We start from the raw sequence: 23,685 nt of genomic DNA, 5'->3' as shown, positions 1-23,685 counted from the left end.
TCATCCCTCACCGGTAAGCGTTGGGGGAAGTACAGGCGCAATGCAGCAGCGCGGTCAGCATCTGCAGGCCGGTGCGCATGTCGCGGTCATGGGTGAGTTCCGCCTCGTTATGGGACACGCCGTTGCTGCTCGGAATGAACAACAGGCATGCCGGGTAATGCCGGCCGAGGCTGATGGCGTCGTGGCCGGAAACCGTGACAGTGTTGCCGACCGCCAGCCCCAGTTGTTGACCGACGCCGTAGGCCAATTCGGCAAAACCATGGTGTAACGCGATGGGCGCACGCAGGGCGCGGCTTTCGACTTCGTATGTGGTGGCGGTCGATGCAGCGACGGCCTTGAGGCTGGCATCCAGCCGATAACCGGCAACCGCCAGCAATGCCGTGTCCGGCGAGCGGTATTCCACATGCAAGGTGACGCGCGAGGGCACCACGTTCGGCGAGTTGGGGTAAATTTCCAGGCGCCCTACCGAGCTGTGAAACTGCAGCCCGTGCACGTCCGCTTCGGCGCGCACGGTGGTTATCGCATGCGCCGCCGCGAGCAAGGCATCTTTGCGGGCGGCCATCGGGGTTGGGCCGGTGTGGTTCTGTTCGCCGTCGAAACGGATACGCTGCTTGAGCGCCGCCCAGGTTTCACGCACTACGCCGATGTCCAGGCCTTGGCTTTCCAGACCGTCGCTTTGTTCAACGTGGATTTCCACATAACCGGCCACATCCAGTTCAACCAGGCCGTCCCCCAGATAGCCGATCGCTTGCAGCGCATCCTTGAGGCGAATGCCGTCGCCATCGCGGCATTCCCAGGCTTCGTGCAGGGCCAGGTCGCCGGTAAACACGCTGCTGCCGATCAGGCTGGGTTGAAAGCGCGCGCCTTCTTCGTTGGTCCAGTTCACCACCGCCAGGTTGCACGCCGGGGTTTCGCCGCGCTCGTGCAGTTGGCGCGCCAGGCTGGCGATGGCGACTGCGCCGGCCAACACCCCATAGATACCGTCGAAACGCCCCGCGCTGGGCTGGCTGTCCAAGTGCGAGCCGCACAGCACATAGGGGGCGTCCGGGTTGAAGGTGATCAGCCCGAACAGATTGCCGATGGCGTCTACGTGCACTTCGAAACCGCGTTCACGCAGCCACGCGCTGAACAGGTCGCGCACCGCACCGTCTTCGGCCGATGCGGCCAGGCGGTGCAAACCACCTGCCGGTGTCGCACCGATGGCTGAGCTGTCGCGAAACAGCGTCTCGAAGGCCTCGACGTCCGCCTCACTGGGAGACAGCCACTCAGGGGTAAAGGATGTCGACATGGGCGTGCTCCAGGCAGGTCGCAAACTCCGCAGACGGAGGGCGATTGGTGACCAAAGTGGTGATGGCGCTGAACGGCAGAGTGTTGATGAACGTGCGATGGCCGAACTTGGCGTCGTCCGCGAGGATGACGCTGCGCAGGCAATGTTGGGTCAGGGTGCGGCGCAGCAGCGCCTCGGGCTCCTGGTAGTCCATGAAGCCCAGCTGCAAGTCCACCGCGCCGATGCCCATGAAGGCGATGTCGTAGTGAAACTGCCGGACAAATTCCAGGGTGTGGGCGCCGATCAGCGCATTGTCATTACGGCGCACATCGCCGGGCACCACCAGCACCTGATTACTGCTTTGCTGGGTGATCAACTGCGCGATGTCCAGCGAGTTGGTGATGATGCGCAGTTGGCTGAAACCAATCAATTGCTGGGCCAGGGCCAGGGTCGAGGTGCCGGTATCGAGAAACAGCACCATGCCCTCGCTGACCAGTTTGGCAGCACAGACTGCCATGCGGGTCTTGGCCTGGGCCTTGATGCGGGTGCGCACTTGCAGCGGTTGTTCTTCGTTCAGCCTGGGCAAGATCGCGCCGCCATGGATGCGACGCAACTTGCCGGCCTCCTCCAGGTATTTGAAGTCGCGGCGAATGGTTTCTTCGCTGACGAACAGCGCTTGCGCCAGGTCCGACGCCTTGACGCGCTGATGTTGGGTGAGCATGAGCATGATTTCGTCGAGACGTGGCTGATTGAGCATAAAGGGAGCATTCCAAGGCAAATTCGAGCCGCCAGTATCGCGCGCTTTGCGCCCACCACGGTACGCGGCGTGCACCGGTCCGGCGGGGGGCAAAGGACGATTGACGGCGGTTGATCGGGTCACGTTTACCTCTCACTCATCGGGGTGTGAAAGGGCAGAAACACTACAAAAGGATCTGTCCAGGGCAGGCCTCTAACGAGCCGGCTCCACGGGGCAATCAGGCACTACAACAACAGCGGCGGCAGGTGCTGGTCCCAAGGCGCAATGGCTTCTACTGCGGCGCAGAACTGCAACACCTGGGCGTCGGCAAAGCGCGGGCCGACCACTTGCAACCCAATCGGCAAGCCGCTCGGGCTGAAGCCGCAAGGCAGGCTCGCAGCGGGGTTGCCGGTGATATTGAACGGGTAGGTAAAGGGCGTCCAACGTGCCCAGGGCACCGCGCCGTCCGCGCCCGGCCAGCCGTCGGGCGCAACCTGGTCGGCGGCGAACGGCAGGGTTGGCAGGGTGGGCAGCAGCAACACGTCATAGTCGTTGAACAGCGCGTGCACCTGGTTGGCGAAGTGCGCCCGTTGTTGCACGGCCTTGAGGTAGTCACCGAGGTCGTAATCGCCCGCGCGCTGGATCAGCGCGGCAAAGCCTGGGTCCAGTTGGTCGAGGCGATCCGCCAGGGCTTTGCCGTAGGCAATGCCGCGTCCGCCGACCCACAAGGTTTCGAATGTGGCGAGTGGGTCCTGCCAGTCCAGCGTCAAGGTGGTCACGGTGACCGGCAAGCGTTCCGCCAGGTTGTACACGGCGGCTTCGACGCTAGCGGCAATGACCGGGTCGACCGGGGTGTTGAACAATGTCGGGCAATACGCCACCCGCAGCGGCCCCAGTGGCTGGTCGCAGCGCGCCAGGCAGGATTCGGTCAATGCGGGCAAGGCCTGATGATCCAACGGATCCGGCCCGGAAAGGATGTCGAACAACAAAGCGCTGTCGCGCACCGTGCGCGTGATCGGCCCGGCATGGCTGAGCATTTCGGTGGCAGACCAAGGCCAGGTCGGAATGCGGCCCAGGGAGCCTTTCATGGCGAACGCCCCGCAGAACGCCGCCGGAATGCGCACCGACCCACCGCCATCGGAACCCAGCGTGCCCGGCGCCATGCGTGCCGCCACGGCAATCGCCGAGCCGGAGCTGGAACCACCGCTGGTGAGCTGTGGGTTCCAGGGATTGCGCCCGTTGCCGAACACACGCGAGGTACTGGCGCCGGTCCAGCCGAATTCAGTGGTGGCGGTTTTGCCGAGGATGATTGCACCGGCGTCCTTGAGGCGGCGAATGATCGGCGCATCCTGGCTGGGCACATGCTCAAGGCCGGTCAACGAGCCTCGGGTGGTGCGCAGGCCGGCGGTGGAAAACAGGTCCTTGATACCAAAAGGCACGCCGTGCAGCGGGCCACGCAACTGCCCTGCCCGGGCTTCTTCGGTCAGCATCTGCGCTTGCGCCAATGCCGAGTCGGCGTACACGTCGCCAAACGCATTGAGTGTGGGATTGTGGGTTTCGATTGCGTGCAGGCTTTGCTCGACCAGGTGTACCGCAGACAGCGTGCCCGCGCGAATGGCCTCGGCAGCGTCGATCACAGTGGGCATCAAGAGGTCTGTGTTCATTGAGTATCCTGGGCCGTCTGCACATGAGTCCGGTGGGTACGTCAATAAACGCCCGAGCCTGGGGGCGTGTCAAGTGGGTTTTGTTGGCTATGTGGTTTTTGTGTGCTTTGTTATCAGTTCCACGCCACGATCAATAAACCCGCGCCCAATACCAGGCACAAGGGTGAATAAAAATAGGTGTCCAAACGGGCAAATCGTGACCCGCTCACTTTCTTGAAAAAACCCACCAGTTCCGAATCGCCAATCGCCCTGGCGAACATCACCAAGGCAATCGCACTGATGCCCCATTGCAGCGCGCCGTGGGACACCGGCGAAAAATACAACCCGGCCCGCAGGCACACCAGCAACGCAATCGCCACCAAGCCCATCGCCACCAGAAACGTGCCCAGTGCCGACGGTTTGAACGCAGGCCGTGGCCCCTGGGCGAACTCGCCGGGCAATTCGGGGATGGCGGCCAGGCTGCCGAGCTTGCCGCCGGCGGCCCAGTACAGATGCACCATGCTGATGCAGGTAAAAATCGCGACGATCCAGCGTGCGACGAAAAAGCTCATGGCAGGCGCTCCCTTAAATGTGCGAATGAGGATAGTCGGCCTGAGATTTTTTGTAGGCATTTCGTCGGCGGCTGATGGTAAAGTGCCGCCCCATGAAAATCGCCCGTGCCGACCGCTCACTCATTGCCTGGATGCTGTATTGCTGCGTCCTGTTCAATGTGTTCGCGTGCAGTATTGGACATGGGCAGATGCTGGGCATGCAGCTCAACGGCATCGGCGGCCAGTTTTGTACGGTAGACCCGCGCACCCAGGCGCCGGCACAGAACAACTCCACCGACGAGAAGCTGCCAACGCTGTCCAAGGCGTTCGGCTGCCCGTTGTGTTCGACCGGCGGCATGGGCCCGGCACTCAGTTCCAGCCTCAATGTGGCGGTGTTGCCCCAACCGCACGCGCCGCCGCCAGCGGTGGTGCTTGCCGCTGATATTCCTGCCCGCTTCACCTGGCCCACGGCCAACCCGCGTGCGCCTCCCGTTTTCGCCTGATCCCTGCGCTTTCTGATCTGCATCGACCACCGCTCCCTTTAGGACTGCGGAGGACTGTGCGTTGTTTTCAAGCCAAGATTTTCAGGATTCAACCATGAAACATTTACCCTTGTTGGCGGGCCTGTTCGGCTGCCTGCCTGTCTGTGGCTGGGCGCTCGAGCTGGCCCCCACCACCATTGATGGCGAACAAACCAGCGAACCGGGCCTGGCCCTGGACCAATCCAGCGGCACGGCGTCACGCCTGGGTTTAAGCGTGCGCGAAACCCCGGCGTCGGTGGCCATTGCCAACCGCAACGACATTGAGCGCCATGGCGCCAAGACCTTCCGCGATGCGGCCAACACCTTGCCCGGCGTCAACGCCAGTGCGCCGCCGGGGTTTGGCGGGTTTGTGTCCTATCGTGGTTTTACCAGCAGCCAGATCACCCAGATGTTCAACGGCATCAACGTCGCCACCGGCCTGGCGCGGCCGGTGGATGCGTGGATCTATGACCGGGTTGAGCTGGTCGGCGGCCCCTCCTCCCTGATCAACGGCGCCGGCTCAGTGGGCGGCTCGCTGAACTACGTGACCAAGCTGGCCACCCGTGAGGAACAAGCCGCCGAAGGCCAGCTCAGCTATGGCAGCTACGACACTGCCGGCATGGCCTTTGGCCTCAACCATGCCCTGACCGAACCCGGCGCCGAGGTGCAGCACTACGCGCGCCTGGATGTCAGCCGCAACACCAACCACAGTTACATCGACCGCGACCAGCGCGATGCCTGGAGTATGGCGTTCTCCTTGCTCAGTGACCTCACCCCCAACCTGTCCCACACCCTGGCCCTGGAATACCAGGATGAACATGAGGACAGCCCGTATTGGGGCACGCCGGTGCTCAACCCCAAGGCTGGTGAGTTGAAAATCGACAAGCACAACCGCTTCAACAACTACAACGTCGCCGATGGTCGTTACGAGCAACGCACGATCTGGATGCGTTCGATCATCGACTACCGGATCAACGACAGCACCACACTGAAAAACACGCTGTATCACCTGGACAGCCAGCGTGACTACCGCAACCTGGAAACCTACCAGTACAACGCCGACAACAGCGCGGTGAACCGCTCGACCGCCTACCAGGTACGCCATCAGGGCGAACAGCACGGCAACCAGTTCGAGCTGCGCCATGACGACAGTGTGTTCGGCCTGTCAACCACCTGGTCCGGCGGCTTCGAGTACAAGGTCAACAGCACCACCAACAACCCGCTGAATGTGCCAGGTAACAGCACGGTGGACCCGAACGCCTACAACCCCGGGCACTTCTACGATATTCCGGGCACCAAGCCAGGTTTTATCAAAGACAAGACCAACGAGGTCACCACCAAAGCCTTGTTTGTGGAAAACCGCTTGGGCCTCACTGATAAACTCTCGCTGCTCACAGGACTGCGTTACGACGCCATCGACCTGGATGTGACTAACCATCGCGTGATCACCGCCACCAACCCACGGCACTTCAAGCGCAGTTGGGAGCCGGTCACCGGCCGCGTAGGCCTGACGTATCAGTTCATCCCATCGGCCAATGTGTATGTGCAATACAGCACCGCAGCGGAGCAACCTTCCACCACCACTCAAGTGTTCGACGTGTCGACCGGCAAACAGTGGGAAGTCGGCAGCAAGTTCGACTACCTCGACGGTCGCGGTTCGGCCACCGTCGCCGCCTACAGGATCGAGCGCAAGGACTTTGCCGTCACCGACCCGCTGGACCCGAACAACAGCATTCCGGTGGGTGCGCAGACCTCCAAGGGCATCGAGTTGGCCAGTTCGTTACGCATCACGCCACGGCTGCTGGCCGAAGGCAACTTTGCCTGGGTGGACGCCGAGTACGATGACTTCAACGAGAAAATCGCCAGCGGCGCAGTGGTATCGCGCAAGGGCAATACGCCCACCAACGTGCCCAAGCGCGTGGGCAACGTATGGCTGACGTATGACGTTGCCGAGGACTGGCAAGGCGGTGTGGATGCGCGGTATGTGGCCCAGGTGTATGCCGATAATGCCAATACCCAGACGGTCCCGGCCTACACGCTATTCGGCACGTTCCTGCGTTACAAAGTGGATTCACATACCTCGGTGACCGGGCGGGTACGTAACCTGACTAATGAGGTGTATGCAGAGTTTGCGCATGTGTCGCCGGCTTACTATTTGGGCGCGCCACGGACGTTTGAGTTGGCGGTACAAACCCGATTCTAAACCTGGAATAGAGAACCAAATGTGGGAGCCGGGCTTGCCCGCGATGGCGGTGTGTCAGTCCTGTATAAGTTGACTGTCACGCCGCCATCGCGGGCAAGCCCGGCTCCCACATTGGAGGTTACTTCAGGCTCGCCTCAACCTTCTGCGCCACCTGCGGCGTCAACCACGCCTTCCACACTTCAGGGTGTTCCTTGAGGAACACTTGCGCCACGTCACGCGGCGCCGTGTGATTTTCGCTCATCGCCGCCAAGGCTTTATTCAATGGCTCAATCGGAAACTGCACCTTGGTAAAGAACTCGGCAATCTGCGGCTGCGCTTGCTGGAACGGTGTCGACACACCGATGCTCAGCTTGGACGCCAACGAGCGCGTCGGCCGTGGGTTGGGGTTGTCTGCATCGGTCAGGGTCTTCCAGGCATCGGCGTCAAATGGCGGTTCTTCCAGCTGGATCAGCTTGTAACGGCCCATCAAGGGCGTTGGCGACCAGTAGTAGAACAGCACCGGCTTGCCACGACGGATCGACGACGCGATCTCCGCATCCAGCGCCGCACCCGAGCCGCTGCGAAAGTTCACATAGCTGTCGTTCAGGCCATACGCCTTGAGCTTCTGCGCGTTGACCACTTCCGAGGTCCAGCCGATCGGGCTGTTAAGAAAACGCCCTTTGCCGGGCGACTCCGGGTCTTTGAACACGTCCTTGTAACGCGCCAGGTCCTGCACGGTCTTGAGGTCCGGCGCCAGCGGCTTGAGGCCTTTGGCCGGGTCGCCCTTGACCACGTATTCCGGCACCCACCAACCTTCGGTGGCGCCTTTGACCGTATCGCCCAGGCCGATGACTTTGCCTTCGGCTTCGGCCTTGATCCACACCGGGCTGCGGCCGGCCCATTCTTCGCCGATCACCTGGATATCGTTTTTCGCCAGGGCGGTTTCCAGCGTAATGGTGGTACCGGGCAACGTATCAGTGGGCAGGTCATAGCCCTTTTCGACAATAAAGCGCAGCACTTCGGTGATCAGGCTACCGCTTTCCCAGTTCAGGTCGGCAAAGTGCACCGGCGTTTGCGCAGCCGATACCGGCAACGACAGACTCATGGTCGTCAACGCCGCAGCCGCAGCCGCAACCACCAGGGTTCTCAATCCTTTCATGCCTTTGCACCTCGCATTTTCACAGCCATAGCGGGCGGCTTTGCTGCGGATGCGCGAAGCCTCTGAATAGTTAAGTCAACTCAACTGTAGTAGAGGTTCCGGAGGCGCAAGAATACACCTGGCGTTTAGCAGTTACTCACTGGCCTTGAACGTCACCAGTTCACCCTTGCGCCACTTGGCGGCCTTGCCGGTCACGGCCTTGAGGGTTTTGGTCAAGCCTTCCTGCAATTGTTCATTGGCGGCAAACACCAGCATCACGCTGTGGCCTTCCTTGAACACGATGCCCTGGCCTTCGGTCGACGAAACAAAGGCGTAATCGCCCAAGCCATACACCGTCAACTTGATGTCGCGAAACTTCAGTTCGAACTTGCCGCCTTCACGGCTCGGCAACACGGCGGCACGAAAATGGTCGCCGACCTTGAGTTCCAGGCGCGGTTTGTCATCCACGACCAGCGCCGATTCAGTATCGATCTCGGCGATGTAAATGCCTTCCGGCGTCTGTTCAGTGATGTAAACGAAACGGGATTGAAACTGCTTGACCAACTTTGCGCGCAAATCACCCAGCACGAATAACGCGTGCATATCCAGATTACTGACTGCCAAGGAAACGCCCCCACATCAAAAAAGGCGCTGACCGCCAGAGCGGACAGCACAAAAAAACGGCCGTTACGGCTCGATCACACATTCGTAAAAAAACTGAAGAAACCTGCTGCCACGCCATAAGACTAGTACACAGATGCACGATGGACCTTATGCAAGGTCATCAGGCGACACAGCAAATCACAGGTTCAGCAGCCCGAGAACTCGGACCGACCCACTTCAGAGAATAACCCGGTTAAAAACGCGATTTCCGACAGCCTACACATTACATAACACCCGGAATGGAACCAGGCATCGGCTGCCGACGACAATACTAAAACAGCAACCCGGTTCAAAACCACTCGAAACGCTGCTGGTAAGTCCACAAGGTCGATCGACAGGAGCTGAGCATGCAACCACGTCAACACGCCGTTATGTCATCGCGCACTCGTTCATCATGTCCAGACGAGCGCCAATACTACTGCTTACATAACCCCAACGGGTACTCCAATTACGTTCTTTACCAAGTGGTACCGGCCGGACGCAATTTCTTTCATATCCTTGAAGTGACCAGCGGCAGGATCAAAGGCTTTCGCAGCACGCATTCCAAGGCTTGCGAATTGGCCCAACAACTTGAAGCCAACCTGCAAGCGGTTCACGCTGCGATCGTTTCGTCACCCGCCTGACTTTACTGCGCCGTCGCCCTTCAACAACTGCCATACTGGCCCGTCCATTGAAGTTTGCCCCTTGCGTGTCGGCGTTCATCAGTGCAGTGACCTTGATGCAGTTAACTTGAAGGGAAGGCTATACGTGACGGAATTTGATATTGGCGAATTTTTCATCCATGGCGATGCGCGAGAAGTAGATGGCGAGTTTCAAGCGGTGATCATTATGCGGGCCAAACCACCGCTGACCACGGTCACCACGCATCAGGTAGAAAAAGATCGTTGGTTCAAAACCGTCGACGCTGCGGCCATTGCCGGCAAAGATGCCGCCAGGGCGCTGAAATCCGCGGTGGATTCAGGTGCACTCAATTCCTGACCTGTGCAAATCCTGAACTCTGTCGCGTCCCCGGCCTCACATGCACAACATCCCTCACCTTGCATGGAGAACCCACCATGGACGCGCCAATCCCAACGCTGGAAACCCTGTTTGATCAACTCGGTCTGGATTCAACACCTGAAGCCATCGATGCTTTTATCGTCGCGCATCCGCTACCTGAAGACGTGAAGCTGATCGACGCACCCTTCTGGTCTGCGCAACAAGCGGCGTTTCTTAAAGAAGAACTGCGCGAAGACGCCGAATGGGCAATACCGGTGGATGAGCTGAACCAGCGCCTGCACCAGTCTAAATAACACGCCTCAATGCAGGCTGTCTGATTGTTCCAGGTGCATCAGTGCCTGCCAGGCGGCTCTGCACTCCTCGGCTTCACTGCGGCTGGCGAATGCCGTACCGCGTTGCTCGCCATTGAGCAACACCACCCAACAGGCTTTCTGGCCCAGCGCACGCAGGGTTTCGGGAACACCACTGCCGATCATCACGGCGACATCGACCTTGTTCTGCATGGAGCTTCTCCGCCACATTAGTTAGCTACCTAACAATATTGACCATGCTACGGTTTTATTCCACGTGGAAAAAGCTATCTCCGGAATAGCTCCATTGCATAAACAGTAACAATCCTAACGCCCAGCCTTGGCCCCTTCCGGTTTATAGCCCAGGCGCAAGCCACCCCAATGCCGCCCCTTAACCATGATCGGCACCGACAAATCGTGCATCAGTTCGCCAGTATCGCGGGTATAGGTCTGCAACAGCACTGCTTGTTGATGGCTGCCACAACGAATGCCGGTACGGTCGTCGAACTTGCGTTTGGTACGGTTCTGCACGGCGTCAACCTGTGCATCGCCGGTCAGGGCGTGGGAGAACGCCTTGTTGTGTGTGGGCACATAGCCCTGCGGTGTGCAGGCAATCGCGAACACCAGCCCCTCATGGCGCGGCAGCAATGCCTCCTGGATCGTCGGCAGCACTTGGTCGGTGTAGCCATCAAAGCGCGTGTGGTATTTGCTCGGCCGGGTGTTGGGGATCGGCGTGTAGCTGCGGTCGAACAAGTCTTCCAGGCTGATGCGGTTTTGCACGATGTCAGCCTCGAACTGCTCACCAATACGGCTCGCCCCTTCGCGAGCCAGGTCGTAGATGCGCTGGTGATAGTCATCCAGCCCGACTTCAGCCAGGCGCTCACTGATGGTTTCAGCCTGTCCTTCCATCTGCACAGCGACCTCGGCCAGTTGCCGCGTCTGCTGGTCGCTCACCGTTAAATCGCTGCGCATCTGCTCTACCGCGTGGAACAGGCTGTCGAGTTGCGCGCGGTTGGTGTCGGTGCCTTGGGCGATCTCATTGACCTGCCCTTCTACGTCGGCTGCCAGGCTGGCGATATTTTCCAGTTGCTCACCCGCCTGCTCCACCTGCTCGACGCCGATGTGCAAGTCGGCGGACAGTTGGCGAATCTGTTCCACCACCTGGGCGGTGCGTTGTTGAATATCGGCGACCATCACGCCGACCTCATCCGTCGCCGTGGCCGTACGCCCGGCCAGGCCACGCACTTCATCGGCCACTACGGCAAAGCCGCGCCCGTGCTCGCCGGCGCGCGCCGCTTCAATGGCGGCGTTCAGCGCGAGCAGGTTGGTCTGGCTGGCAATGGACTGGATCACCAGGGTCACGCGCTGAATCTCTTCACTGCGCTGGCTCAGCGCCTCGATCAACTCTCGGCTGGCATTGGCGCGCAGGCGCAGTTGGTGCATGCGAGTGATCGATTGAGCCAACACTTCGCGCCCTTCAGTACTGCGCTGGTGCGCCTGGCTGGCCGCGCCCAAGGCCTGCCGGCTGAGTTGAGAGGTGACTTGCTCGGTGCCGATCATCACTTCGGCGCTGCTGACAATTTGCTTGGCGGCGCCTAATTGCGATTGCACGCGCGCGGCCAGTTGCTTGACCGAATAGGCCACGCCGGCAGCGGAAAGTGCGTTATGACTGGTGGTGTAGGAAAGATCGCGAGTCAGCTCACCCAGCGTATCAATCGCCTGGGCAGGCGCTACACGCGGCACTCGGGCCTTGAGCGCAGGCAGCCAGATCACCAGCAAGGCCAGTGGCAGGCACAGGTACAGCGGCAAGCCGGCAAACGACAGGCCCAGCAGGACCAGCACCAGCGCGGTGCTCTGCATAAGCGGCGTCAGCCAGCCGGGCAGCACGCGCACCACCGTTTGCGGTGGCGCTGCTGCGCCCATCAGAGATCCGTCTCCAGCCATCGTCGTTACCCCTCTGTTTGTCGTTATTGTTGCTGCATTAAACGCCACTATTGGGCCATTATCCATGGGCCTTTCGTGGGGTGCTTGCAGCAGATCAATAGACAGGGACGTAACCGGTGTTTCTTCGGGCATCACAGCTGCGATGCCCGACTTCAGCGCATCAGGCCTGGCGCTGGTGCTTGTCGATCTGCTCGTGACGCTCTTGCGCTTCGATACAGTATTTGGTGGTCGGGCTGATCAGCAGGCGCTTGAGGCCGATAGGCTCGCCGCTGTCATCGCACCAGCCAAAAGAATCTTCCTTGATACGTTCCAGGGCACGCTCAAGCTGCGGCAGCATGCGCTGGTCGCGGTCGATGGCGTTTACCAGCCAGGTGCGCTCTTCTTCCACAGAGGCAGCGTCAGCCGGGTCCGCCGGGGTGTCCAGGCTTTCGATGGCGATGCGGTTCTGCTCAATGCGCTCGTGGTGTTCCACTTTCATGTCTTGCAGCAACTTCTCGAAAAAAGCGTGCTGTTCGGCATTCATGTAGTCATCCGCCGGCATGGCCAGCAACTTTTCCTTTGTCATTGATTTCTCTATAAAAAATACGTGCATTAAGGCGAATAAGGGAGCGTTCCGGCAGACCTTCGCAGGCCTCGGAAGGGCGCCGTCCATTTCAAGCGCCACCCGGCACTCAATTTACGAGGGGCGGCAGTCTAAGGCCGACTGGAAGGCTCAGCAACTGAAAAGACAGGCATTTTTTCCCAATTAACCCCCAAAGGCACCAGGACGGGCTTGGCGAACGGTCATCGGAGTGCGTTTATAGCAAGAAATTCAGTGCTGTGGAGCTATATAGAAGACAAACGGTTAGAACGGTCTGATAAAGACTCGCTGTGGGAGCTGGCTTGCTGTGGCGAGGGAGCTTGCTCCCGTTCGACAGCGCGGCTGGAGCAGGCTTTTTAGGGGCGCTTCGCACCCCAGCGCAAGCAAGCTTGCTCGCCACAACAAGCCAGCTCCCACATTGGATAGGTGTTGCCCGTTAATCGGTATCAGCGCTTGAGCTTGCGCTTGTTGCGATACTGGTCGATCACCACCGCAATCACAATGATCAGCCCCTTGATGATGTCCTGGATATACGCATCCACCCCCACAAAGGTAAACCCGCTGGCCATCACGCCGAGAATCAGCGCACCGATCACGGTGCCGGTGATGCGCCCTACTCCGCCCGCCAGGCTGGTGCCGCCGATCACCGCCGCCGCAATCGCATCCAGCTCATAGGACATGCCCATGCCGGCCTGGCCGGTGGCGGCACGCGCCGAGGCCACCACACCGGCCAGGCCCGCCAGCAGACCGGCGATGCTGTAGACGATGATCAGGTGACGCTTGACGTTGATGCCCGAGGTGCGCGCCGCCTGCATGTTGCCGCCGATGGCGTAGGTGTACTTGCCGTACTTGGTGTAGCGCAGGGCGATATGGAAGATCACCGCCACCACCAGGAAGATAATCACCGGCATCGCACCATGGCCGATGGCGGTGTACGAATCCGAGAGCATGCTCACCGGCTGGCCTTCGGTGTAGTAGCGTGCCAGGCCACGGGCCGAGACCATCATGCCCAGGGTCGCAATAAACGGCGGAATGCCGGTCACCGCGATGATACTGCCGTTAATTGCCCCCGCCAGCAGCCCCACACCCAGGCCCATCGCCACCGGAATCCACACCGGTAAGTCGGTCAGGCTGGGAAACACTGCCCGGGAAAAATCCGAGGTTTGCGCCAAACTGGCGGCAATCATCGCCGATAACGCCAACACCGAGCCTGAAGACAGATCGATACCGGTGGTGATGATCACCTGCGTCACGCCAATCGCCAGCAGGCCGATGATCGACACTTGCAGAATCATCAGCACCAGGCGCTGGGAGTTCATCAGGAAGCTCTGGTCGCGCACGATCCAGCCGAATAGCTCAAACACCAGGCCGATGCCGATCAACACCAGGAAGATACTCAGCTCGGTGGGTAAACGCCGACGGTGCTTGACCGGTGCCGTGGCAGGCTTGTTGTCTGTTATTGCGTTCATAGCCAATTACCTTCTTATTCTGTGCGGTTCGTCAGTGGACTACGGTCATACCGGAAGCCAGCTGCATGACTTTTTCCTGGGTCGCGTCGGCGCGATCCAGGGTGCCCATCAGTTCGCCTTCATGCATCACCATCACCCGGTCGCTCATGCCCAGCACTTCCGGCAGTTCGGAGGAAATCATGATCACCGCCATGCCTTCGCTGGCGAGGAAGGAAATCAAGCGATAGATCTCGGCCTTGGCGCCAACGTCAATGCCACGGGTCGGCTCATCGAGGATCAGCAAGCGCGGGTTGGTCATCAACCAGCGCGCCAACAGGGCTTTTTGCTGGTTGCCGCCGGACAGAGTGTCGATGCACTGCTCCAGTGACGGGGTTTTCACCCGCAGCTTCTTGCACATGTCTTCGCACAGCACGCGCAGGGCTTTTTGCTGGATAAAGCCGTTACCCGAGTAATGCGGCAGCACCGCCATCTCCATGTTCTCCAGCACCGACAGGCACGGGAACAGGCCACTGAGCTTGCGGTCCTCGGTCAACAGCGCAAAGCCTTTCTCGATAGCCATGTGCGGGTCGGTGATGCGCACCGCTTTGCCGTCAAGGGTGATCTGGCCGCTGGAACTTGGAGTGATGCCGAAAATGGTCTCTGCCACGTTGGTGCGCCCCGAGCCCATCAGCCCGGCGATGCCGAGAATTTCACCGGCATGCAGGTCGAACGACACGTCCTTGAACACGCCGTCCAGGCTCAAGTCGCGCACCGACAGCAGCAAGTCGCCGATGGGTGTCTCGCGCACCGGGAACAACTGGCTCAGCTCGCGGCCGACCATCATCGAGATCAGGCTGTCGCTGTTCATGCTGTCGGCGCGCTGCAGGCCGATGTACTGGCCGTCACGAAACACCGCCACTTCATCGGCGATGGCAAACACTTCGTTCATTTTGTGCGTGATGTAGACGATGCCTTTACCCTGGGACTTGAGGTCGGCAATGATCGAAAATAGGTGGGCCACTTCCTTTTCGGTAATGGCTGAAGTCGGTTCATCCATGATCAGGATGTCGGAGTCATAGGACACCGCCTTGGCAATCTCGACCATCTGCCGCTCGGCGATGCTCAGGTTGCCGACCTGTTCTTCCGGGTCCAGGTTGATACGCAAACGGGCCAGTAACTCGGCGGTGCAGCGGTGCATTTCGCGGTGGTTGACCATGTGCAGGCTATTGAGCTGCTCGCGGCCGATCCAGATATTCTCGGCGATGCTCATGTGTGGCATCAGGTTGAGTTCCTGGTGGATCATCGCGATCCCGGCCTTCTGCGCCGCCAGCGGTGTTTCAAACACAATCGGCTTGCCGCGCAGACGAATTTCCCCGGCGTCGGGCTGGTAGATGCCGGCGATGATTTTCATCAACGTCGACTTGCCCGCACCGTTCTCGCCCATCAGCGCCAGTACCGAGCCTGGGCGCACGCGCAGTTGCACATCGGCCAGGGCCACAACGCCGGGAAAGCCTTTGCTGATGTTGACGATTTCCAGCAGGTAGGGTTCTTCCAGCAGCGCGGGCTGGAGACCGGGAGGCTGCGAGACAGTGGCTTGAGCAAGCATATCGGGTACTCCATCAGCAGAGCGACCGTGGCCGCCCTGCTTGCTTATTGTTGTTATGAAGGGCTACTTGAAGTCTTTGACGTTATCCGGCGTGATCAGCTTGAACGGGATCACCACGTTCTGCTCGATGGGCTCGTTTTTAGCCATCTTGCGCGCAGTCTCCACCGACTTGTCGGCCTGGCCCTTGGCATCCTGGAAGGCCGACACGGTCATGTCGCCCTTGGTGATCGCATTAAGGCCGTCCGGCGTGCCGTCGACACCGGCGATCAACACGCCTTTTTTGCCTGCCGACTTCAGCGCCATGGATGCACCAATGGCCATCTCGTCATTGTTGGCCAGTACCGCGTCAAAATCGCGACCCTGGGTCAGCCAGTCGTTAACCAGGGTCATGCCCTTGTCACGCAACCAGATACCGGTCTGTTCCTGTTCGATCTTGATGCCGGGGTACTTGGTCAGGACTTCCTTCACGCCCTTGGTACGGTTAGTGGTGGAGTTGTTCGCCAGGTCGCCCAACAGAATCACAATGTTGCCCTTGCCGCCGAGTTTGTCGGCGATGTATTGCATTTGCAGTTTGCCGGCCTCGACGTCATCGGACACCACCGCTGCCACGCCTGGGGCCAGGGTTGGGCTATCCGGGCGGCGGTTGACGAACACCAGCGGGATTTTCGCAGCGGTGGCGGCCTTGATGATGTTGGCGGTCGAGGCGGTGTCCACCGGGTTGACGATAATCGCGTCGACCTTCTGGCTGATGAAGTTCTCGACCTGGCTCAGTTGCTTGACCACATCGGCCCGAGCGTCTTCAAACTGCAATTGCACACCATCGCCCTTGGGATAGGACTTGGCTTGCTTGTCCATGTCTTCACGCAGGTAGGTCAGGAAGGTGTCATCAAAGGCGGACATGGTCACGCCAATCTTCAGGTCGGCGGCCGAGGCAACACCACTGGCCAGCAACATGGACAGGGCCAGCGCGGTAAAACGGATCGGGGTCTTCATGAACGGTCTGTCTCCACTTTCTTGTTGGTTTTTTGGACGTTGCGTTTATCAGCGCTCGGCGGGCAATCGAACCACCGGTGCCCCCGGGATGCAGCAGACCAGCGCGCCGTGGTTTTCGACACACAGCACATTAAGGAAGGAGAAGTAAAACGGCCGGGCGCGGGGCAGACCGCGTGGCGCTGAGGCAGGGCGTAAAACTCGCAGTACAGCGTTGAAGATTTTCATCTGACGGTACCTGGTTGTTTTTGATCTTGTTTTTGTTGAGCCGCGCGAATCGAGTTCGAACGTACTTTATGCAACCTGGAAAAGACTGTATTAGAAAATAATTTCCATATCAACATGTTTTAGAATTTTATTCTATTTTTGTCGAAACCACCTGCTGGCGCTCGGCGCTGAGGCGTGCGGCGTCCAATATACGGGTGGTTTCCAGCGCGTCATAGGCGCTTACCGGCAATGGCCCCTGCCCTTGCACGGCCAGTTGCAACTGGCGATAGAACTGCGTCCAGCAGCCCTTCTCGGACGGCACCCGCTCGCGATCCTCGCCTTGCTCGAACCAACCCCAGCGTCGATGCTCCTCGGCACCCCAGTGCTCGCCTTCGGTTTTTGGCGACTTGCCGGCCATCAGCGCGTCTTCCTGGCCGTCCAGCCCATCGACGGTGTAACAACCCAGGGTGCCACTGACCCGAAAACGCGGTGCCTGGCTGTTTTGCAGGGCGCTGCCCCACAGGTGCGAAATCACGCCATTGGTGTGGGTCAGGGAGACGAAAAAACCGTGATCAAGGGTGGGGTGTTGCGGCGTGAACTGCAATTGCGCAAACACCCGGTCCACCGGGCCGAACAATTGCAACGCCTGGTCCACTAGATGGCTGCCCAGGTCACGCAGCCAGCCGCCGCCACTGGCATTGCCCACCGCTTGCGGGCTGTAGCGTTCGACGCGGGATTCAAAGCGTGTGATCTCACCCAAGGCACCGGCGTCGATCAGCTTGCGCAGGGTCAGGTAATCCGAATCCCAGCGCCGGTTCTGGTAGACGCTGAGCAGCGAGCCCTGGCGCTCGGCGGCGGTGATCAGCGCCTGGGCCTGTTCGGCGTTGCTGGCGAAGGGTTTGTCGCTGACCACCGCCACGCCGTGCTCGATGGCTTCCAGCACCAGCGCCGGGCGGCCTTTGAGGGTGGTGGAGATCACCAGCGCGTCGACACCGGCCTCGACGATCTGGCCGATGCTGTCAAAGGCCTTTACGCCCGGAAGGTCGGCGTTCAACTGTTGGCGGCGCTCCGCTGAACGGGTCACCACGCCAACAAAGGTCGCACCGGGCAAGGTTGCAATCAGCGGTGCATGAAAGAAACGCCCTCCGTGGCCGTAGCCGACTAGTCCGATTCGCATAAGTTGTTTCCTTGTTGAATTGCAAACCCAATCAAGTGTGGGAGCAGGCAAGCCAGCTCCCACACTGACTGCATTCCACCTGGCAGATTGTGATTAGCCGTAAAAGTGCGGACGCTCCGGCAAGCTCACCTTCACGATCTGCTCACTGTTCTGCGCCTCGATGCATGCATCCGCCGCCACCGCCGCTGCAAAACCGTCCCAGGCCGACGGCCCGCCGATTTGGCCCGCACGCACGCTGTCGATAAACGCCTGCAATTCCACGTCGTAAGCTCCGATAAAGCGGTCCTTCCAGTCCATCAAAATGGCATTCGACAGCTTCGCGCCACTGCGCATTTGCACCTGCGAAGGCTCCGGCAGTTTGGCGATGCCGGTCTCCCCCACCACTTCACACTGGATGTCGTAGCCGTACTGGCAGTTCACGAACACTTCCACGTCGATGCGCGTGCCCTTGGCGGTTTCCAACAGCACGATCTGCGGGTCGCGCAGGTGGGCCAGGGCTTTGCTCGACTTGCGCGGGAACACCACCTGCACCGACACATAGTCATCATTGAGCAACCAACGCAGCACATCCAGCTCGTGGATCAAGGTGTCAGTGATCGCCATATCCGTCTTGTAGTTCTCGCCCACCGTCGGGTTGCGGTGTGCGCAATGCAGCATCAGCGGCTCGCCGATCTGGCCGCTGTCGATCACGGCCTTGAGGGCGCGATAACCTTCGTCATACGGGCGCATAAAGCCCACTTGCACCAGGCGCTTGCCGTAGGCCACTTCGGCGTCGACGATCTTGCGGCAGCCTTGCGCCGTCACCGCCAACGGTTTTTCGCAAAACACCGGCTTGCCGGCGGCGATGGCGGCCAGCACGAACTCTTCGTGGCTCGGCCCCCAGGACGTGACGAGAATGGCTTCGACCTGTGGCGAGTTGATCAGCGCATGGCCATCGGCGTAGACCTCGGCGGCAAGCTTCAAATCAGCGACGACCTTCGCGGCTTGCTCAAGGTTGATGTCGGTTACCGCCACCACCTGGCTATTGAGCAAGGTCTGGCTGCAACGACGGATATGGTCACGGCCGATAGCGCCGGTGCCAATCACTCCAAGCTTTAACGACATACACAACTCCTCTTGTTATTAGTACTGCCGGGCCTTGGCCAGCTGTTCGTTGAGTTTTTTCGCGGCGGCATTCGTGCGTTCACTGGTGGACACTTGCGCCACGCCCACCCGCCACCACGACAGGTAGCCGTGGACCATGGTTTTGGGCAGTACCTTGATATCAATCAGCGTGGACACCGTTTGCGTGCGCGCATCGGCCAGCGCCGCCTGAAGCTGTTCCACGCTGCTGACCTTGTAGGTCTTGCAGCCATAGGCCGCCGCGCTCATGGCGAAATCCACCGGCACTAGGCCGCCGTCGAGCTTGCCGCTTTCGGGGTTACGAAAGCGGAACTCGGTGCCGAAGCTGTCCATGCCGTTGCCGATTTGCAGGTTGTTGATGCAGCCGAAGGCCATGTTGTCGAGCAGCACCACGTTGATCTTGCGCCGCTCCTGGATCGAGGTGGCCAGCTCCGAGTGCAGCATCATGTAAGAGCCATCGCCGACCAGCGCATACACCTCCTTGCTCGGCTCGGCCAGCTTCACACCGAGGGCGGCGTTGATCTCGTAGCCCATGCATGAATAGCCGTATTCGACGTGGTAGGTGTTGACGCCCTTGCTGCGCCAGGCGCGTTGCAAGTCGCCGGGCAGGCTGCCGGCGGCGGCGACGATGATCGCATCGTCTGCCAGGGTGTCGTTCAACACGCCGAGTACACGGCTCTGGGTCAGGCACGACCCGGTCAGCTCGATAAATTCGCGCAATACGGCGCGGTCCAGGTGGTCATCCACCTCCGGCACAAAATCGTCGCCGTGGTATTGCACCTGGTGCACGCGTTCCACTTCCGCGTCCAACTGCGCCTTGGCATCGCGGACCTGCTCGCCCCAGCCGGCGCGGTAGTCGCCCAAGGCGTCAGCCAACGCCTCAAGGGCCACTTGCGCATCGGCCAGCACTTGCACGCCGTCAAGCTTCAACGCGTCGCACGGGCTGATATTGAGGTTAAGAAACTTCACCTCGGCATGCTTGAACAGCGACTTGGACGAGGTGGTGAAATCGGTATAACGCGTGCCGATGCCGATGATCAGGTCCGCCTCGGGCGCCAACAGGTTCGCCGCCAGACAGCCGGTTTCACCGATGCCACCCAGGTTCAGCGGGTGGCTGGACACCACCGCACTCTTGCCCGCCTGGGTTTCGGCGAAGGGAATCTCAAAACGCTCGGCAAACGCTTGCAGGGCCGCATTCGCGCCGGAATACTTCACACCGCCGCCACAGATGATCAGCGGCTTGCGCTTGCCCCGGAAGGCTGCCAGCGCATCGCCGATCATTGCCGCAGTGGCCGGACGCCGCTCAATACGGTGCACGCGTTTTTGCAGGAAATAATCCGGGTAGTCCCAGGCTTCGGCCTGCACATCCTGCGGCAGCGCCAGGGTCACGGCGCCGGTTTCCGCAGGGTCTGTGAGCACGCGCATGGCATGGATCGCCGCCGTCATCAGTTGCTCAGGGCGGTTGATACGGTCCCAGTATTTGCTCACCGAGCGGAAGGCATCGTTGGTGCTGATGCTCAGGTCGTGGAATTGCTCGATCTGTTGCAACACCGGGTCCGGCTGGCGGCTGGCGTACACATCACCGGGCAACAGCAGCAGCGGGATCCGGTTGGCCGTGGCGGTCGCCGCCGCGGTGAGCATATTCGCCGCGCCGGGGCCTACCGAGGCGGTGCATGCGTAGATCTTGCGACGCAAATGCTGCTTGGCGAAACCGATGGCGGCATGGGCCATGCCCTGCTCGTTACGACCCTGATGCACCACCAGGTCGCCGCTGTCCTGCTCCAGCGCCTGGCCCAGGCCCAGCACATTGCCGTGGCCGAAAATCGTGAACACACCGGCGACAAACTTGCTCTGCACGCCATCGACTTCGATGTATTGGTTATCCAGGAACTTCACCAGGGCCTGAGCCATGGTCAGTCTTGTTGTGGTCATCACTTGCACCTTGTGTGAATGCAATTGGGTTGATTAACACTGCTTCAATGTGGGAGCTGGCTGGCTTGCTCCCACAGGTTAACCGGCGTCAGGTTCGGGGGTTTTGCAGGTGGGCGATACTGGCCCCAATGGCCTGCTGGATATCCGCCAACCCATGCACGCTTTCGGCAAACGGCTCAAACGACAGGTAACCGCCGTACCCGCTGCTGAGCAAGGTGTCGATCTGCGCGGCGTTGCCGAGGATATCGCCCTCGCCCACCAGCACGCGGTGGCCGTCACGAATCGAATTGAGCGGCGCTTCGGCGTCTTCTACCCCGGAGATATGCACCAGGCCGGTCAGTTGCGGGAAGAACTCCTGCTCGCTCGCCAGGTGGTGGTGGAAGGTGTCATGCACCAGGCGGAACACATCCAGGCCGCCAATCGACTGAATCGCGTCCACCGCCACGCGCTTGCGGCGCAGGGCACATTCTTCAAAGCCCAGCGGCTCGATAAACCCGAGGATGCCGTACTCGCGCAATATCGGCGCCAGCTCGCTCAGCGCCGTGCGCAAACCGGCGGCACGCTGGGCTTCGTTGCGCGTATCGCCGCGCTCATTCAACGGGCACATCACCAGGCCCTGCGCGCCGCATTCACGGGCGTAAGTGGCGAGCTTGATGGCCTGGGCCCGGCGCTCGTCATTCCACACATCAAAGGGGTACAGCGCATTGATCGACAGCACCGTGATGCCCTGCACCGCGCACAATTCACGCACGCGGCTGGCCGGGGTGCCGTATTCGATTTCATGGCCTTTAAGGTCGTTGCGAATCTCGATGGCATCGCACTTGAGGGCCGCGGCCAGCTGGATAAAGTCCGGCAGGGACAGGTTGGGGGCGACCATGCGGTTAAGGGCAAAACGTAGCGGCGACTTCATTGTTGTTGTTCTCCGTCCAAAACCGTTTAAAGGTCCAGCAGCCAGCTGTGCTGCGGGTCGTTATGGAAATGCCAGGCGCGTTTTGGCCCGGCCATCACGTTGAGGTAATACGATTCGTAGCCATACGGCACGCTGACCGGGTGATACCCCTTGGGCACCACCACCAGGTCGCTGTTCTCCACGGCCATGGCCTGGTCGATGCTGCGATCGTCGGTGTACACGCGCTGGAACACAAAGCCTTGCGGCGGGTTGATCTGGTGGTAATAGGTTTCTTCCAGAAAGCTCTGGTGCGGCAGGTCGTCGGTGTCGTGCTTGTGCGGCGGGTAGCTCGACGAGTGCCCGGACGGCGTGCGTACTTCCACCACCAGCAGCGAATGGGCCGGCTCGCTGTCAGGCAGGATGTCGCACACGTAGCGGGTGTTGGCGCCTTTGCCGCGCACGCTGCGCTTGCACTGCTCGGGGCGAATCAGGCGCGGTTCAAAGCCAGGCGCGCCGGGCGCGGCACAGACGGCAATCTGCACGTCGCTCAAGGCGGTAATCTGCGCATCGGTGCCGGGCGGCAGGTACGCGGCGAAGGGGGATTTGTCTTCGAACACCGACTGGCGGTCGCCAAGGTTCTGCCAATTGAAGCCTTCGCCTTCTATATTGACGCGCCCGCTGAGCAGCACCAGGCACAGCTCTTTATCGCCGGCGCTGACCGGCAGGGTTTCGCCCAGGCTCAAGCGATACGCGGCAAAACCCACGTACTCCAGGCGCCCGTCTTCGAGGGCCACCATGGTTTGCCCGCGTTTGCTGCTTTTGACCAACAAGCTCATCACTTAGTCCTCTCGTTGAGCAGCGCACGCAAGGTGTCGTAGCCTTTTTTGGCATAGATATAGCTGGGCGCCACGGCCGGATCCTGCTCCGCTTCGACCACCAGCCAGCCCTTGTAGTGGGCAGCCAGCAGCACATCGAGCAACTCGGCAAAATCGATGTCGCCATCGCCGGGCACGGTGAACGTGCCGTTGACGATGCAGTCAGGGAAGCTCCACATCTGGTTGCGCGCCAGTTGCACCACCGGCTTGCGCACGTCCTTGAAATGCACGTGGCAGACGCGGTCGATGTGTTTGCGCAGGACCTCGAGGGGTTCGCCGCCACCCATGTAGCAATGGCCCGAATCGAACAGCAGGCCGACTTCCGGGCCTGTTCGTTTCATCAGCTGGTCAATGTCTTCAGGGGATTCGACGTAGGCGCCCATATGGTGGTGATACGCCAGGCGCACGCCTTGGGACAGGGTGAAACGCGCCAGCTCCGTGAGCTTGTCGGCGTATTCCTGCCATGCGTGCTCGCTGTGAAAACGCGGGCGTTCGATCAGGCGCACCTTCGAGCCCTGGATCGAGTCAGCGACTTCGCCGTATACCAGCACGTCAGCGCCATTGAGTTTAAGCAGCTCGACATGGCCGGCGATGGCTTGGATTTCTTCGGCCACCGAACGGCGCGCCAGGCGGCTGGAGTACCAGCCGGAGACCAGCGCCAGGTCATAGGGGCGCAGCACATCACCAACGCATTTGGCGTCCTTGGGGAACTTGCCGTTGAGTTCGAAACCTTCGTAGCCGATCTCCTTGCCTTCGCTGAGCGCGGTGCTCAGCGGCGTTTCACCGCCGAGGGCCGGCAGGTCGTCGTTGCTCCAGGAGATCGGGTTGATGCCAATTCGGATTGCGGGCATGGCTGCACCTTTTATTGTTTTCAGATAGCACTGAGATCTGCTTTATGTGGGAGCTGGCTTGTGTGGGAGCTGGC

The 23,685-nt window shown here is 60.4% G+C and carries 24 protein-coding genes; 5 read left to right on the top strand and 19 right to left on the bottom strand.

All coding sequences use genetic code 11. The features are described 5' to 3' along the window. Window positions 1-7: 7 nt before the first annotated feature. The 4 genes from HBO41_RS22125 to HBO41_RS22110 form a co-directional block, all read right to left on the bottom strand. Window positions 8-1,288 carry a M20 family metallo-hydrolase gene (locus HBO41_RS22125; RefSeq protein ID WP_169987731.1) on the bottom strand — a complete coding sequence of 427 codons (1,281 nt, stop codon included), beginning with the start codon at window positions 1,286-1,288 and terminating at the stop codon, window positions 8-10. Continuing rightward, window positions 1,266-2,024 carry a DeoR/GlpR family DNA-binding transcription regulator gene (locus tag HBO41_RS22120; protein WP_017134612.1) on the bottom strand — a complete coding sequence of 253 codons (759 nt, stop codon included), beginning with the start codon at window positions 2,022-2,024 and terminating at the stop codon, window positions 1,266-1,268. Before HBO41_RS22120 ends, HBO41_RS22125 begins: the two co-directional genes overlap by 23 nt. A gap of 224 nt (window positions 2,025-2,248) precedes the next feature. Next, window positions 2,249-3,649, bottom strand: coding sequence for an amidase (locus HBO41_RS22115; RefSeq protein WP_169987824.1), 1,401 nt, complete (start codon window positions 3,647-3,649; stop codon window positions 2,249-2,251). Window positions 3,650-3,780: 131 nt separating this feature from the next. Then, on the bottom strand, window positions 3,781-4,218 hold the full coding sequence (locus HBO41_RS22110; protein ID WP_017134614.1) for a DUF3995 domain-containing protein: 438 nt from the start codon (window positions 4,216-4,218) through the stop codon (window positions 3,781-3,783). A 92-nt stretch (window positions 4,219-4,310) separates the two neighbouring features. Between HBO41_RS22110 and HBO41_RS22105 the strand changes: the two genes are divergently transcribed. Further along, the gene (locus HBO41_RS22105; RefSeq protein WP_169987729.1) at window positions 4,311-4,700 is read left to right on the top strand and encodes a DUF2946 domain-containing protein; all 390 of its coding nucleotides are present in this window, start codon (window positions 4,311-4,313) and stop codon (window positions 4,698-4,700) included. Window positions 4,701-4,794: 94 nt separating this feature from the next. Next, the gene (locus HBO41_RS22100) at window positions 4,795-6,921 is read left to right on the top strand and encodes a TonB-dependent siderophore receptor (RefSeq protein WP_169987727.1); all 2,127 of its coding nucleotides are present in this window, start codon (window positions 4,795-4,797) and stop codon (window positions 6,919-6,921) included. A gap of 118 nt (window positions 6,922-7,039) precedes the next feature. Here the strand turns inward: HBO41_RS22100 and HBO41_RS22095 are convergent, their stop codons facing one another. Together HBO41_RS22095 and HBO41_RS22090 are read right to left on the bottom strand one after the other, a co-directional pair. Continuing rightward, window positions 7,040-8,059 carry an ABC transporter substrate-binding protein gene (locus HBO41_RS22095; protein ID WP_017136434.1) on the bottom strand — a complete coding sequence of 340 codons (1,020 nt, stop codon included), beginning with the start codon at window positions 8,057-8,059 and terminating at the stop codon, window positions 7,040-7,042. Between the two features lie 132 nt (window positions 8,060-8,191). Next, window positions 8,192-8,641 carry a hypothetical protein gene (locus HBO41_RS22090; protein WP_050547738.1) on the bottom strand — a complete coding sequence of 150 codons (450 nt, stop codon included), beginning with the start codon at window positions 8,639-8,641 and terminating at the stop codon, window positions 8,192-8,194. Window positions 8,642-9,048: 407 nt separating this feature from the next. Here HBO41_RS22090 and HBO41_RS22085 point away from each other — a divergent pair, with 407 nt between their 5' ends. The 3 genes from HBO41_RS22085 (at window position 9,049) to HBO41_RS22075 (ending at window position 9,993) form a co-directional block, all read left to right on the top strand. Continuing rightward, window positions 9,049-9,324, top strand: coding sequence for a hypothetical protein (locus HBO41_RS22085; protein ID WP_017136432.1), 276 nt, complete (start codon window positions 9,049-9,051; stop codon window positions 9,322-9,324). 124 nt (window positions 9,325-9,448) lie between these two features. After that, entirely contained in the window at window positions 9,449-9,679 is a 231-nt protein-coding gene (locus HBO41_RS22080) for a hypothetical protein (RefSeq protein ID WP_026013642.1), read from the top strand. Window positions 9,680-9,756: 77 nt separating this feature from the next. Next, complete coding sequence (locus HBO41_RS22075) at window positions 9,757-9,993, top strand: DUF2789 domain-containing protein (protein WP_017136430.1); 237 nt, start codon at window positions 9,757-9,759, stop codon at window positions 9,991-9,993. A 6-nt stretch (window positions 9,994-9,999) separates the two neighbouring features. Here HBO41_RS22075 and HBO41_RS22070 read toward each other — a convergent pair whose 3' ends face one another. The 13 genes from HBO41_RS22070 to iolE form a co-directional block, all read right to left on the bottom strand. Continuing rightward, complete coding sequence (locus HBO41_RS22070) at window positions 10,000-10,203, bottom strand: hypothetical protein (RefSeq protein ID WP_017136429.1); 204 nt, start codon at window positions 10,201-10,203, stop codon at window positions 10,000-10,002. 114 nt (window positions 10,204-10,317) lie between these two features. Continuing rightward, window positions 10,318-11,550: a methyl-accepting chemotaxis protein gene (locus HBO41_RS22065; protein WP_370589445.1), complete on the bottom strand. Its 1,233-nt coding sequence runs from the start codon at window positions 11,548-11,550 to the stop codon at window positions 10,318-10,320. A gap of 544 nt (window positions 11,551-12,094) precedes the next feature. Further along, window positions 12,095-12,499: a TraR/DksA C4-type zinc finger protein gene (locus tag HBO41_RS22060; RefSeq protein WP_003191666.1), complete on the bottom strand. Its 405-nt coding sequence runs from the start codon at window positions 12,497-12,499 to the stop codon at window positions 12,095-12,097. Window positions 12,500-12,960: 461 nt separating this feature from the next. Next, window positions 12,961-13,983 (bottom strand): ABC transporter permease, encoded by a 1,023-nt coding sequence (locus HBO41_RS22055; protein ID WP_026013640.1) that lies wholly within the window; start codon window positions 13,981-13,983, stop codon window positions 12,961-12,963. A gap of 31 nt (window positions 13,984-14,014) precedes the next feature. Continuing rightward, window positions 14,015-15,568 (bottom strand): sugar ABC transporter ATP-binding protein, encoded by a 1,554-nt coding sequence (locus HBO41_RS22050; protein ID WP_169987725.1) that lies wholly within the window; start codon window positions 15,566-15,568, stop codon window positions 14,015-14,017. A 63-nt stretch (window positions 15,569-15,631) separates the two neighbouring features. After that, a complete protein-coding gene (locus HBO41_RS22045; RefSeq protein WP_099550124.1) occupies window positions 15,632-16,561 on the bottom strand; it encodes a sugar ABC transporter substrate-binding protein in 930 nt (309 codons plus the stop codon). 48 nt (window positions 16,562-16,609) lie between these two features. Beyond that, entirely contained in the window at window positions 16,610-16,786 is a 177-nt protein-coding gene (locus tag HBO41_RS22040) for a hypothetical protein (protein WP_163005443.1), read from the bottom strand. 127 nt (window positions 16,787-16,913) lie between these two features. Then, window positions 16,914-17,942, bottom strand: a complete 1,029-nt coding sequence (locus HBO41_RS22035; protein ID WP_017136424.1) for a Gfo/Idh/MocA family oxidoreductase — start codon at window positions 17,940-17,942, stop codon at window positions 16,914-16,916. 93 nt (window positions 17,943-18,035) lie between these two features. Further along, the gene (locus tag HBO41_RS22030) at window positions 18,036-19,046 is read right to left on the bottom strand and encodes a Gfo/Idh/MocA family protein (protein ID WP_169987723.1); all 1,011 of its coding nucleotides are present in this window, start codon (window positions 19,044-19,046) and stop codon (window positions 18,036-18,038) included. Window positions 19,047-19,064: 18 nt separating this feature from the next. Further along, a complete protein-coding gene (iolD, locus tag HBO41_RS22025; protein WP_169987721.1) occupies window positions 19,065-20,996 on the bottom strand; it encodes a 3D-(3,5/4)-trihydroxycyclohexane-1,2-dione acylhydrolase (decyclizing) in 1,932 nt (643 codons plus the stop codon). Window positions 20,997-21,084: 88 nt separating this feature from the next. Continuing rightward, window positions 21,085-21,906 carry a TIM barrel protein gene (locus tag HBO41_RS22020; RefSeq protein WP_058421811.1) on the bottom strand — a complete coding sequence of 274 codons (822 nt, stop codon included), beginning with the start codon at window positions 21,904-21,906 and terminating at the stop codon, window positions 21,085-21,087. A 26-nt stretch (window positions 21,907-21,932) separates the two neighbouring features. Continuing rightward, window positions 21,933-22,721, bottom strand: coding sequence for a 5-deoxy-glucuronate isomerase (iolB, locus tag HBO41_RS22015; protein WP_099550127.1), 789 nt, complete (start codon window positions 22,719-22,721; stop codon window positions 21,933-21,935). Then, window positions 22,721-23,611 carry a myo-inosose-2 dehydratase gene (gene iolE / locus HBO41_RS22010; RefSeq protein WP_169987719.1) on the bottom strand — a complete coding sequence of 297 codons (891 nt, stop codon included), beginning with the start codon at window positions 23,609-23,611 and terminating at the stop codon, window positions 22,721-22,723. The genes iolB and iolE overlap by 1 nt, the downstream gene beginning before the upstream one ends. Between the last annotated feature and the right edge of the window lie 74 nt (window positions 23,612-23,685).

Source organism: Pseudomonas sp. WS 5146, from assembly GCF_012985495.1.
Lineage (GTDB): Bacteria > Pseudomonadota > Gammaproteobacteria > Pseudomonadales > Pseudomonadaceae > Aquipseudomonas > Aquipseudomonas edaphica.
This window is presented reverse-complemented; position numbering and strand designations above follow the sequence as displayed.